The sequence below is a fragment of the Streptomyces sp. NBC_00091 genome, assembly GCF_026343185.1.
In the GTDB taxonomy this organism is placed as follows: Bacteria; Actinomycetota; Actinomycetes; order Streptomycetales; family Streptomycetaceae; genus Streptomyces.
The window spans coordinates 5,716,751-5,729,150 of sequence record NZ_JAPEMA010000001.1 but is presented as its reverse complement, the minus strand read 5'-3'; the positions used below and the strand labels follow the sequence as shown (position 1 = coordinate 5,729,150).

9 protein-coding genes and 1 pseudogene are annotated in these 12,400 nt (G+C 73.0%); 4 read left to right on the top strand and 6 right to left on the bottom strand.

Annotated elements, in window-relative coordinates; translation table 11 throughout:
* Positions 1–33: 33 nt before the first annotated feature.
* A pseudogene (locus OOK34_RS26375) lies at positions 34–255 on the bottom strand (helix-turn-helix domain-containing protein); the annotation flags it as partial.
* Positions 256–361: 106 nt separating this feature from the next.
* Positions 362–925 carry a TetR/AcrR family transcriptional regulator gene (locus tag OOK34_RS26370; RefSeq protein ID WP_267036342.1) on the bottom strand — a complete coding sequence of 188 codons (564 nt, stop codon included), beginning with the start codon at positions 923–925 and terminating at the stop codon, positions 362–364.
* Between the two features lie 166 nt (positions 926–1,091).
* Here OOK34_RS26370 and OOK34_RS26365 point away from each other — a divergent pair, with 166 nt between their 5' ends.
* Complete coding sequence (locus OOK34_RS26365) at positions 1,092–2,351, top strand: helix-turn-helix domain-containing protein (RefSeq protein ID WP_267036341.1); 1,260 nt, start codon at positions 1,092–1,094, stop codon at positions 2,349–2,351.
* Here the strand turns inward: OOK34_RS26365 and OOK34_RS26360 are convergent.
* The 3 genes from OOK34_RS26360 to OOK34_RS26350 all read right to left on the bottom strand — a co-directional run bounded on the left by OOK34_RS26360 (position 2,263) and on the right by OOK34_RS26350 (position 7,027).
* Positions 2,263–4,209: an APC family permease gene (locus OOK34_RS26360; protein WP_267036340.1), complete on the bottom strand. Its 1,947-nt coding sequence runs from the start codon at positions 4,207–4,209 to the stop codon at positions 2,263–2,265. The genes OOK34_RS26365 and OOK34_RS26360 overlap by 89 nt on opposite strands.
* A gap of 112 nt (positions 4,210–4,321) precedes the next feature.
* Complete coding sequence (locus OOK34_RS26355; RefSeq protein WP_267036339.1) at positions 4,322–4,777, bottom strand: (2Fe-2S)-binding protein; 456 nt, start codon at positions 4,775–4,777, stop codon at positions 4,322–4,324.
* 18 nt (positions 4,778–4,795) lie between these two features.
* Entirely contained in the window at positions 4,796–7,027 is a 2,232-nt protein-coding gene (locus tag OOK34_RS26350; RefSeq protein ID WP_267036338.1) for a xanthine dehydrogenase family protein molybdopterin-binding subunit, read from the bottom strand.
* 298 nt (positions 7,028–7,325) lie between these two features.
* Between OOK34_RS26350 and OOK34_RS26345 the strand changes: the two genes are divergently transcribed.
* Positions 7,326–7,574 carry an SCO4226 family nickel-binding protein gene (locus OOK34_RS26345; RefSeq protein WP_267036337.1) on the top strand — a complete coding sequence of 83 codons (249 nt, stop codon included), beginning with the start codon at positions 7,326–7,328 and terminating at the stop codon, positions 7,572–7,574.
* A 273-nt stretch (positions 7,575–7,847) separates the two neighbouring features.
* Positions 7,848–9,272 carry a PP2C family protein-serine/threonine phosphatase gene (locus tag OOK34_RS26340; RefSeq protein WP_267036336.1) on the top strand — a complete coding sequence of 475 codons (1,425 nt, stop codon included), beginning with the start codon at positions 7,848–7,850 and terminating at the stop codon, positions 9,270–9,272.
* Positions 9,273–9,432: 160 nt separating this feature from the next.
* Here OOK34_RS26340 and OOK34_RS26335 read toward each other — a convergent pair whose 3' ends face one another.
* Positions 9,433–10,929, bottom strand: a complete 1,497-nt coding sequence (locus tag OOK34_RS26335; RefSeq protein WP_267036335.1) for a hypothetical protein — start codon at positions 10,927–10,929, stop codon at positions 9,433–9,435.
* A gap of 231 nt (positions 10,930–11,160) precedes the next feature.
* Here OOK34_RS26335 and OOK34_RS26330 point away from each other — a divergent pair, with 231 nt between their 5' ends.
* Positions 11,161–12,285, top strand: coding sequence for an aminoglycoside phosphotransferase family protein (locus OOK34_RS26330; protein ID WP_267036334.1), 1,125 nt, complete (start codon positions 11,161–11,163; stop codon positions 12,283–12,285).
* The last annotated feature ends 115 nt before the right edge of the window (positions 12,286–12,400 follow it).

Below are 12,400 nucleotides of genomic sequence, written 5' to 3'. Positions count from 1 at the left end.
GATTGCCGGGGTTCACGAGGCGAGCGGAAGGTCGTCCGCGAGCCGGAAGGACCCGCCCTCGCGCAGTACGTAGCCCTCGTGGCTCAGGGTCCGCAGCAGGTGGTACACGGTCGGCAAGGGGATCCCGGTCAGCCGGGCGAGGCGTTTGGCCGTCGCACCGCCCTCGGCGTACATCGCCTCCAGCAGGCGCAGGGCCCGCTGGACGGAGCCGATGAGGGTGGGTGCGCTGTCCTTCTGGGTGTGGTCGGTGCCCATGGTGAGTCCCCCTGCTCCGGTACGAGGCCTGGCAAACCCATCAAAGTCGCTCGCCCGCCGCAAAACCAGCTGACTCGCGTAGGCCCGGCCATCGTCGCCCGGTCGGTCAGCCGGCGGGCCGCTCCGGGAGGAGGCGCTCCACCATCACCCCGAGGAGCTCGTCCACCGGGTGGGCCTCGAGCAGGGCGGGGACGGTGAGGTCGTCCACGATCAGGCCCTGCATCGCGAGGTAGAGCAGGGCGACGCCCTCCTGGTCCCCGGGCAGGCCGGCGTCCAGGTGCCAGGCGATGTTCTCCTCGAGCTCGGCGGCCAGGAACGTGGCCAGCTCCGCCTGGAGTTCGGGCCTGCGGGTGGCTTCCAGGCGCAGCTCCAGCATCGCGGTGTGGACGCTGCGCTCGCGGCGGATCCGTCCGAGGAGCCGGCCGAGCAGCACCTTGGTGTCGAGGGGGCCGGCCAGCTCGGCCGGGTCCGGGGTGAGGCGTTCGCGGGTGCGGTGGAGGATCTGCACCAGCAGCTGGCCCCGGTTGGCGAAGTAGTTGGAGGCGGTGCCGGTCGGGACCTCGGCCTCCGCGTCCACGGCGCGCAGGGTCAGGCCCCGGGAGCCCTCGCGGGCCAGGACCTCGATGGCGGCGTCGAGGAGCGCGGCTCGGCGCTGCGGATTCTGGCGCATGGGCGGTTCCCGGGGGTGTGGGGAGGGACGGGGGACGAGTGGTGCGGTGGGGGCGTACGTAAGCACTGCGCCCACAGTACTCAGCACACGCTAGCGGACCATCGGACTCCGGACGTCCCCACCGGGCCCTCCCCACCGGCCCCTCCCCCGTGCCACCCTGCCCGTCATGGATCGGATCATCGAGGAGATACGTGAGGACCTGACCCGCCGGATCGCCGTCGCGGCGGACCGGCTCACCGACCGGACGCTGACCGAGGATCCCGCCTACGCCGCCCTGACCGGGCGGGCCGAGCTGCGCGAGCGGATCCACCACACCCTCCACCAGGCCGTCGAGGGGCTGGTCCGCAGCGCGCGGGGGCTGCCCGTCGAGCTGTCCGACGCCCGGGCCACCGGCGCCCTGCGCGCCGGGCAGGGGCTGCCGCTCGACTCCTTGCGGCGCACCTACCGCTACGGCGGGCGGCTGGTGTGGCAGAGCCTGACCGAGGCGGTGGCCGCGCACGACCGGGCGGCGCTGCCGCGGCTGCTGCCGGGGGCGGGCGCGCTGTGGGACGTACTGGACCAGATGACGGACGCCGCCTCGGAGGCGTACCTGCGGGCCGGGGCCGAGCGGGGCGAGCGCGAACGGGAGCGCCGGGCCGGGCTGCTGGACGTGCTGCTCGACGGCTCGGGCCCGGTGGCGGAGGCGGCGGCGCAGCTGGGGCTGCCGGAGCGGGGGCGCTTCGCGGTGGTCGTGCTCCGGCCGGGCGGCCCCGGCACCCCGGGCCGCCCCGACGGCAGACCCGGCGCGGGGCCGGACGCCCCGCGCCTGCTCTGGCGGATCCGGGCCGACGCGGAGACGGGCCTGGCCGAGCTGGGCCACCACCCGCTGGAGTCCCTGCGCGGCCTGCTCGCCCCGCTCGGCGTGCGCGCCGGGGTCAGCCCGGTGGTCGGCGCTCCGGCCGAGCTGGCCGGGGCCCGCCGGCTGGCGGCCCTCGCCCTGCGCACCGCCCCGCCGTCCGCCGCGCCCGGCGCCGCCCTGCTGGACGAGCGGCTCCCGGCGGCGCTGGTGGCGGCCGACGCCGAACTCGCCGCCCGGCTGCGCCAGGTGGTGCTGGGGCCGGTGCTGGAGCTGCCCGCGGAGGACGCCCGGGTCCTGCTGACCACACTGGGCACCTGGCTGGCCTGCCAGGGCTCGACCACGCAGGCCGCCCAGCGGCTGTACTGCCACCGCAACACCGTCTCCAACCGGCTGCGGCGCCTGGAGCGGCTCACCGGCCGCGCGCTGTCGGACCCGGCGCACGTGGTGGAACTGGCCCTGGCCCACGCGGCGGTGACCCAGCACCCCGCCCCCGCCGGGCCTACCCCCGCCGCGGCTCCTGCGGCTCCTGCTGCTGCCGGGCCGACTCCAGCAGGTACGGTACGTCGATCACCGCGACCCCCGGGGTGAAGAGCAGCCGCGCCTTCAGCCGCAGCGCGTTCTGGTTGTGCAGGGGCTGCTCCCACCAGTGCCCGACCACGTACTCCGGGATGACCACCGACAGCACGTCCGTCCCCTCGGCGGCCGCGGCCTCCTCGACGTACTCCAGGACCGGCCCGACCACCTCCCGGTAGGGGGAGTGCAGCACCGTGAGCGGAATGCCGGGGTCGTGTTCCGTCCAGGCCTCGCGCAGCTGCCGCGCCTCCTCCTCGTCGGCGGCGACGGAGAGCGCGCTGAGGGTGTCGGGCCGCAGCGCCTGGGCGTAGCCGAGGGCGCCCAGGGTCGGGGCGTGCACATTGGCGACGAGGACGACGACGTGGTGGCGGGCCGGCTTGTGCGGCTTGGCCCCGGGGGCGACGGCGACCTGCCGGGCGACCGTGTCGTAGTGGCGGCGGACCCCCTTCATGCCGAGGAACAGCGCGGGCATGGCGATGACGACCAGCCAGGCGCCGTGCGTGAACTTGGTGATCAGGACGACGACCAGGACCAGGGCGGTCATGACCGCGCCGATCGCGTTGATGGCGAGCCGGCGGTGGATGTGGATCCGCTCGGACCTGGGGGTGGCCGGGGAGGCCAGCTCGCGCCTCCAGTGCCTGACCATCCCGGACTGGGAGAGGGTGAAGGAGACGAAGACGCCGATGATGTAGAGCTGGATGAGGCGGGTCAGTTCGGCGTCGAAGGCGACGATCAGGGCGATGGCGGCGAGGGCGAGCAGGATGACGCCGTTGGAGTAGACGAGCCGGTCGCCGCGGTTGAAGAGCTGGCGGGGGGCGTAGCGGTCCTTGGCGAGGATAGAGGCGAGCATCGGGAAGCCGTTGAAGGCGGTGTTGGCGGCCAGGACCAGGACGCCCGCGGTGACGGCCTGGAGCAGGTAGAAGAGGAAGTGCCAGCTCCCGAAGGTGGCGCGGCCGATCTGGGCGAGCGCGGTGGACATCGGGGTGCCGGCGGGCAGGCCCAGTTCGGTGGGGTCGGCGGCGGAGTGCACCTGGTAGGACATGGCGAGGGCGGTGATGCCGACGAACATGGTCACGGAGAGCACGCCCATGGCGGCCAGGGTGGTCGCGGCGTTCTTGGCCTTGGGCTTCTGGAAGGCGGGGACGCCGTTGCTGATGGCCTCGACACCGGTGAGGGCCGTACAGCCGGAGGCGAAGGCGCGCAGGGCGAGGAAGACCACGGCGAGGCCGGTGTAGGTGCCGGCGGCGGTGATCGGGAGGTGGGCGGACTCGGCCCGGATGGTGTCGCCGGTGGCGAGGCGGACGGCGGCTACGGCGAACATGACGTAGATGACGAGGACGAACCCGTAGGTGGGGATGGCGAAGACGCGCCCCGACTCCCGTACGCCGCGCAGGTTCATCAGGGTCAGCAGCACCACGAAGCCGACGGACAGGGCGACTTGGTGGTCGCTGAGGGAGGGGATCGCCGAGGTGATGGCGGCGACCCCGGAGACGACGGAGACGGCGACGGTCATCACGTAGTCGACGAGCAGGGCGCTGGCGGCCGTGAGGGCGGCGGTGGGTCCCAGGTTCTCGGAGCTGACGATGTACGCGCCCCCGCCGCCGGGGTAGGCGTGGCAGGTCTGCCGGTAGGAGGCGACGACCACCACCAGCAGCAAGACGATGGCGGCGGCCGCGTACCAGGCGAGGTGGAGCAGGGCGACTCCGCCGAGGGCGAGGATCAGCAGGATCTCCTCGGTGGCGTAGGCCACGGAGGAGAGCGGGTCGCTGCAGAAGATCGGCAGCGCGAGCCGTTTGGGCAGCAGGGTCTCGCCCAGGCGCGCGCTGTCGAGGGGCTCACCGACCAGCACGCGTTTCGCATTGATTCGCCTCATTCAGGCATAATCCTCCATTTTGGTTAGATATCGGATGCCATAGGACTGTGTCCCGCCGCGAAGCCGTCCGCCCTCCGGCCCCGCACCCCTGCCCCGCACCCCCGCGCGGCCGTCACATCCTGGCGGCCGCGCTGCGGATGGCCTCGCGGATGCGGAAGTAGGTCCCGCAGCGGCAGATGTTGGCGATGGCGTCGATGTCCTCGTCCGTGGGCTCGCTCGTGCGCTGGAGCAGCGCCACCGCGGCCATGATCTGCCCCGGCTGGCAGAAGCCGCACTGGGCGACGTCCTGCTCGAGCCAGGCCTCCTGTACGGGGTGCAGCCGGTCCCCGTCGGCCAGCCCCTCGATGGTGGTCACCCGCTTCCCCGCGCAGGCGGAGACGGGGACCACGCACGGACGGACGTCGGCCCCGTCGAGGTGGCTGGTGCAGGCCTTGCAGACGTCCACCCCGCAGCCGTACTTGGGGCCGGTGACGCCCAGCATGTCGCGGAGCACCCACAGCAGGGGGAGGTTGTCGGGGGCGTCGACGGTGACGCTCTGGCCGTTGACGGTGAAGGTGTGCAGGGGCACGGCGGCATACTCCAGCGGTCAGCGCGGGTAGGGGGTGAAGTCGACGTCGAAGTCGAGGGGGAAGCTGCGGGGCTTGGAACCGGTGGCCCGGGCCCAGGCGTTGGCGATGGCACCCACGGCGGCGGGCACCCCGAGTTCACCCGCGCCGCCCGGCTCGGTGCCGGTCGCCGGGAGCACGATGACCCGTACCTCACGCGGGGTGTCGCGCTGCTGCGCCCAGTGGAACTGGCTGTAACTGCCCTCCAGCGGCAGCCCCTTGTCCAGGTGCAGCCCGGCGCGCAGGGTGGTGGAGATCGCGTCGGTGAGGCCGCCGATCATCTGGGCCTCCAGCCCGCGCGGGTTGACGGGCAGGCCCACGTCCACGGCGATGACCGCCTTGGTGACGCGGACCCGCTCCGGGTCGCGGGTGTCGATCTCCACGAGGCAGGCGGTGCGCGACTTGTACTCCTCGTGGAAGGCGATGCCCTGCGCGCAGCCGGCCGGCATGGCCCGGCCCCACTGCCCTTCGGCGGCCACCTTGTCGAGCACCGCGCGCTGGGCGTCGGTCTTGAGGAAGGTGCGCCGGAAGCGGTAGGGGTCCTTGCCGGTGGCCGCGGCGAGCTCGTCCACCACGATCTCTTCGGCGCCCCGGGTGTTGGCCGAGTACACCGAGCGCCAGGACCCGGTGGGGATGCCCGTCGGGACCTCCGTCAGGGCCTGGGTGGTGAGCCCGAAGTGGTACGGGGACTTGATGGTGGTCAGGAACAGGGTCTGGGCCAGGGTGGCGTTGCCGATGCCGGAGGGCAGGCTCGCGGCGGTGGCGGTGATGATCTCGCCGAGTCCGTGCCGGAAGTCGGTCTCCGCGGCGGCGACCCGGTGCTCGAAGCTGAGGACCTCGCCGAGCAGGTGCGTGGCCCGGATCCGGTGGTGGGTGGCGGGGCGCATCCGGCCGTGGCGGGTGTCGTCGACGCGGGTCCACATCAGCCGCACCGGGCGGCGGCAGGCCTTGGAGATCCGGGCGGCCTCCAGGGCCGCGTCGAAGAACAGCCGCCGGCCGAAGGAGCCGCCCGCCTGGACCACGTGCACCTTCACCTTGTCCAGCGGCAGTCCGAGCTCGATGGCGATGGTCTCCCGCGCGACGATGGGGGACTTGAGCCCGGACCAGATCTCGGCGCGGTCGTCCCGTACGTCGGCGACCGCCGAGTTGGTCTCCATCGGGGCGTGGCTGACGAAGGCGAAGTCGAACTCGGCGTCCACGTACGGGGTGAGCAGCGGCGGCACCAGCAGCGGCGGGGTGGCCGCCCGCAGCTTGGTACGGATCTGCGCGTCCGAGAGCTGGTCGGCGGGGCCGGGGCCCCAGTCGACCTGGAGCGCGGCCTTGGCGTCGAGGGCCTGCCCGAACGTTTCCGCGACGACGGCGACCCCGGTCTTGACGGTCACCACGTCCAGGACCCCCGGCATCGCCCGGACGGCCGTGAGGTTGGTGACGCCGCGGACGCTGCCGCCGACGGAGGGCGGACGGCGCACCACGCAGGGCTTGGCGCCCGGCACGTCGAGGTCGAGGGTGTACTTCTGAGCGCCCGTCACCATGGCGCGGGCGTCGATCCGCCGGGTCGGGGTGCCGACCAGGGCGTGCTTCGCGGCCGGCTTCGGGGAGGCGCCCAGGACGATCAGGCCGGGCGAGGCGGCGGCCACGGCGAGGCTGCCGTAGGTGGCGCTGCGGCCGTCGGGGGCCCGTACGGAGCCGTCCGCGGTGCTCAGCGCGGAGGCGGAGAGGCTCCAGCGGGCGGCGGCGGCCGCGACCAGGCGGGCCCGGGCGGTGGCGGCGCACTGGCGGACCGGCCCGTAGAGGGAGCGGATCGAGTTGGAGGAGCCGGTGAGCTGGTTGAACAGCAACTCGGGGCGGGCGTCGTCCAGTTCCACCCGGACCGTGTCCAGGGGCGCGTCCAGCTCCTCCGCGACCAGCATGGCCACGGCGGTGGTGAGGCCCTGGCCGACCTCCTCGCGCGGCAGCCGGAAGCGGATGGTGCCGTCCGCCTCCACCGCGAGCGCCAGCAGCGCGGAGGTGGGGGCGCCGGCCAGGATGAACAGGTCGCCGAGGTCGACGATGTCGGCGATGGCGGGCAGGCTCGGGATCACGGCGTGCGCGGGCTGCGGGGCGAGGACATCGGCCCCGGCCCGGGTGACCAGGGCCAGGGTGGGCGCCGCGACCAGATAGGTCAGGAAGGAGCGGCGGCTCCCTCCGGCCGGCGCGCTGCTCTGTTCGGTCATCTGGTCGTGTCCCCACCCTCCCCGGGCCCGCCGAAACGGACCGCCCCCGGCTCATTACCGACACGTAGGGTAGCGATCACCGGGTGAGGTGGGAAGCGAGCTGCCGGACGGGGTCCTTCGTTCGGGTGGTACCCCTGACGAACCGAAGACCCCTGCGCGGGACGGGGAAAGCGGCGCGGATGACTCGTACACCTCGCCCGTACGATCGACCGCCCCTCGCCGGAGGGCCTTTTTCCGGCCGCGGGCGCACGATGGAAGCAGACCCGTACACGTCGCGACACATGAGGAGGTGTTCGCGGTGGCCAAGTACATGGATGTCCACCATGGCATGAAGGGCATCACGGAAACCGAGCTGAAGGCCGCCCACAAGGCGGACCTGGCGATCCAGTCGGACGAGAAGGTGAAGTTCGAGCGGGCCTGGGCCGACCCGGCGTCCGGCGAGGTCTACTGCCTGTCCGAGGCACCCTCGGCCGACGCGGTCCGGCGGATCCACGAGCGCTCGGGGCACCCCGCCGACGAGATCCACCCCGTACCGCTCACCATCTGAGGGACCTGCGGACTCCGGGCCCGGCACGGCGTGAACACGGCCAGGACCGGGCAGGAACGGCATCCGGGGCTGACCGGAAATGTTCGTACGGACAGGAGGCAACCGGGAGGCCTTCGGCATATGCCCCGAGCAAGACCGTTACGGATGTTGCCAAACGCCTTACAGGCGGTCTCCGGCTGTGCCACAGTCGTAGTCGGTCCACAGCCGTCACCGGTCGTCCTCCGGGACCTGGCCGAGCCGCGCCTGTATCGCCGCGCCTGTATCGGAGTCCTCATGCCGTCCCACCTGTACGCGGACCGTCCCGCGCAGCCGCCCGAGCCGGGATCGGTGGACGCACTGATCTCGCAGACCCGCCGGCTGCGCGGCGAGGTGGACGCCGTACGCCGCGACACCGTCGTGGACGACGACGACGCCCAGGGCCGCTGGCAGCGCGCGCTGTGCGACCTCGCCGTGCACCACCTCGACGACCTCGGCCAGCACCTCGGCCAGCTCAAGGAGGGCCTGCCGCCCGCTCCCGAACTCGTCGAACTCCCCCCGGCGGCCCCGGAGGCCGCGCAGGAGGACCGGCAGACCCGCGTCGGCAGCGCCGAGTGGAACCTGCTGACGGACGAGGTCACCTGGTCCGAGGAGCTCTTCCAGATCTTCGGCCGGTCCCCCGAGGCCGGCCCACTGCCCCTCGACGAGCTGGGCTCCACCCTGTTCTCCGAGGACCAGCCCCTGATGACCGCGATGGTCACGGACTGCCTGGTCGACGGCAAGCCGATAGACGGCGAGTTCCGCATCGTCCGGGCCGACGGGCGGGTCCGGACGCTGCACATGAGGGGCGAGCCGGTGCTCGACTCCGACGGCTGCACGGCCTCCATGTGGGCCGTGCTGCGGGACGTGAGCGAACTGCGCCGCAGCCAGCGGGCGGAACGCGAGTCGCGGGATTCGCTCCAGCGCCAGCGGGAGATCGCGCAGACCGAGCACCGGCTGGCGGTCGAACTGCAGGAAGCCGTGCTCCCCCCGTGGCGCGGCTCCCTGCGGTTCCCGCACGAGAACGCCGGCACGATGGACGTGGCCGCGCACTACCTGCCCTCCGCGACCAGCGCGCTGATCGGCGGCGACTGGTACGACGCGCTCGAACTCCCCGACGGACGCTCCCTTCTGACGGTCGGTGACCTGACCGGGCACGGGGTGAGCGCCACCTCCGGGATGGCGATGATGCTCGGCGCCCTGCGCGGCATGGCCATGGCCGGGATCGAGCCGGGCCCCCTGATGGGCTGGCTCAACCAGCTGCTGGAGACCTCCGTACAGCCCGCACTCGGCTCCGCCGTCTGCTGCCGCTACGATCCCGCGCGCCGGATGCTGTCCTGGGCACAGGCCGGACACCCCGCGCCCCTGCTCTTCCGCCGCGGCCAGGGCCGGGCGCTGCAACCCCCGGAGGGCGTCCTGCTGGGGGCGACCTCGGGGGCCGTGTACGGGCAGGCCGAGGAACGGCTCGAACTGGGCGACGTACTCGTACTGCACACGGACGGACTGGCCTCGCAGAGCATCGAGTTCAGCCGGACGGACGGCACCGAGCGGCTGCTGGCGCTCGCGCCGCGGTTCTCGCAGGCGCGGTCGGCCCGCGACTGCGTCCGCATGGTGACGGAGGAGTTCGGCGAGAGCGAGCGCGAGGACGACGCCTGCGTCCTGGTCGCCCGGATCGGCGGCTGACCGACGGCGGTCGGCCGGCCGAATGGCCTACTGGCCGACTGACTGCTGGCCGACTGACAGCGGACGGGTTCCAGGGGCCGCGCCTGTGAGGCGCGGCCCCTCCCGACGCGCCGTCTTCCCGTCCTCTGCCGTACCCGTCCCTCCGCGGCCCAGACCTCCGCTAGACCTCCGCACCGCTTGCGACGCGCGCTGCGGGGATGTCGGGGAGGGCCAGCTTGATCTCCTCGCGCAGGTTCTCGATGCGCGCGTACCCGGCGTACTGGCCGGTGAGCCGGTACATCTCGCGGAGCCGGTCCCATGTCCGGTGCGAGGAGGTCTCGTTCATCGAGACCAGGGCGAGGCGGGCGTAGCGGTCGGCCTGTTCCGGGTCGTCCGCGATGAAGCAGGCCGAGGCCATGGAGATGTAGTCGAAGATCTGGGAGCGCTGGTAGCCGTCGCCGCGCAGCCGCAGCGCCTCCCGGGCGTGCCGGGCGGCGATGGGCGCGGCCGAGGCGTCGTGGTCGGCGAGGGTGCGGTACGCCAGGGCCTGCATGCCGTGCAGGTCCGCCTCGTCGAAGTGCTGCATCCACGAGGGCGGCGGTACGTCTCCCTTGTCGGACACGAACAGGTCCTCGGCCTCGCCCAGGGTGCGGCGCATGGCCTGGCCCTTGCCCATGGCGGCCTGCGCCCATGCCTCGATGGTGTGCAGCATGGCGCGGGTGCGCGGCAGGGTCTGCTCGCCGGATCCGGACTGCGCCAGCTTCATCAGGTCCAGGGCCTCGTTCGGCTTGCCGAGGTGGACCATCTGGCGGGCGGCCCGTGACAGGGCTTCGCCGGCGCGCGGCCGGTCGCCGCCCTCGCGGGCCGCGTGCGCGGCGATGACGAAGTACTTCTGCGCGGTGGGTTCGAGGCCCACGTCGTGCGACATCCAGCCCGCCAGCACCGCCAGGTTGGCCGCCACCCCCCACAGCCTCCGCTGGAGGTGGTCGGGGTGGTGGTACGCCAGCATGCCGCCGACTTCGTTCAACTGGCCGACGACGGCCTTGCGCTGGAGCCCGCCGCCTCTGGAGGCGTCCCAGGCCCGGAAGACCTCGACGGAGCGCTCCAGGGCCTCGATCTCCTGGGAGCCGATCGGCGCCGCCTCGTAGCGGTCGTAGCCGGCCGGGTCGGCCTGGTAGGGGTCTGCGAAGGTCTGCGCGTTCCCGGCGGTGGCGGGCTCGGTGTGCAGCCAGTCGTACATGGCGTTGCTGAGGGCTGAGCCGGCGGTGAGCGCGGCTCCCGCGCCCATCAGGCCGCGACGGTTGAGCATGAGGTCCATTCCCGTGAATTCGGTGAGGACCGCGGCTGTGCGTTCGGGCGCCCAGGGCACTCCGTCGGGGTTCTCCTTCGCCCCGTCCGGCTGCCGTTTGGTGGTGCGCCGCTGCCGTACGAACCCGAGGTCCTCGATGGTCACGACACGACCGAGCCGCTCGGTGAACAGTGCTGCCAGTACCGTGGGCACCGGTTCGCGCGGGGTCTCCCCCATGTCGATCCAGCGCCGCACCCGCGAGGTGTCGGTGGCCAGCTGGTGGTGGCCCATGGCGGCCGCCTGCCGGTTGACCATCCTCGCGAGTTCGCCCTTCGACCAGCCGGCCAGGCCGAACAGGTCGTTCAGACGGGTGTTTGGACCTTTGCTCACGTCAAGCCCCCAGGTTCTCGGCTGAATTGACAGTAGCCGCCCGTCAGATGCGTGTGGACTATTCGCCAGGGTTCGCCAGCCCCCGCCCCGTGGTTCGCCACCTGCGGGCGGGTGTCAGGTAGGAATGCGCCTCCCCGACCCGGTTCACCGGCGGAACTCCCCAGGGTGAAGTACGGGATCCGGCGGGGCGGCGTACGCACTCGTCGGCGCACGAAGGGAACCGTAAACGCCATGTACGCAGCAACGTCCTCCGTGTCCGCACCGGTTCGGCAGCACCGCACCCTCCAGGCGGGCGGCGGCCCCTACCTCGAACCCGGCCGCCAGCCGGTACCGGCGCAGGGCGCCGTACGGGCGCGGCGGATGCCGGGTACCGGACCGCAGCCGCTCAGCGGAAGAATCGACCTGTCCGGGCCGCAGGGGGCGCAGCTGCGCACCGCGCTCGCGTCGGTGCAGCGGATCTGTCCGGAGTTCGCACCGGTCCAGGTCCTGCGGCGCAGCGGCCGGTCGGTCCTCCTGGTGGGGACGACAGGGCGGATGACCGCGGTCGCGAAGGTTTTACTGGACCACTCGCCCGAGTGGCGCGAGCGGTACCGGCACGAAATAGCGTCGTACCGGACGTTCGTCCGGCACCGCCCGCCGGTCCGCGTGCCCCGGCTGATCGCCGCGGACCCGGAGAACTGCGTACTGGTGGTGGAGCGGATGGCGGGCCGGGTCGCGGCGCTCCAGCGGCATCCGGTGGAGGCGCCGCCGCGGACCGACCTGCGGGCCGCCCTGGGAGCGGTGTGCCGGGTGAACCAGTGGCGTCCGCCGGCCGATCTGTTCGGCCACCCGGTGGACTACGCGCGGCGGATCTCCCGCGACCACCAGCTGGGACTGCTGACCGACCGGGACTTCGGCGACCTGCAGAAGCTGCTGCACGGGCTGCGGCTGGCGGGTACCCCGTGGCAGTTCAACCACGGTGACGCGCTGCTGTCGAACCTGCTGCTGTCCCCGGCCGGGCCGGTGCTCCTCGACTGGGAGCACGCCGGGTGGTACCTGCCGGGCTACGACCTGGCCACGCTGTGGACGGTACTGGGTGACGCTCCGGCGGCGCGCGGCCAGATCAGCCGGCTGGCCCAGTCGGCCGGCCCGGTGGCGCGGGACGCCTTCCTGGTGAACCTGATGCTGGTGCTGACCAGGGAGATCCGGATGTCCGAGACGGCGGTGCAGCGCTCCATGCTGGCGGCCGCCCCCGCCCAGCCGCTTCCCGCGGGGGCCCTGTCCTCGGGGGAGGAGCAGCGCCTGCTGCTGCGCCGTCTGCACGACGACGCCGGGATGGCCCGCAGAGCGGTCCGGGCGGCGGTCGGCACGCGCTGACTCCGGCCCGCCCGGCCCCGTACGAATCCCGTGTCCCGCACACCCTGTGTGGGGGCACGGGATTCGGCCTGTCCGGGGCCGGACCGGTTGCGCGCGCGTGGCTTGACATCACATG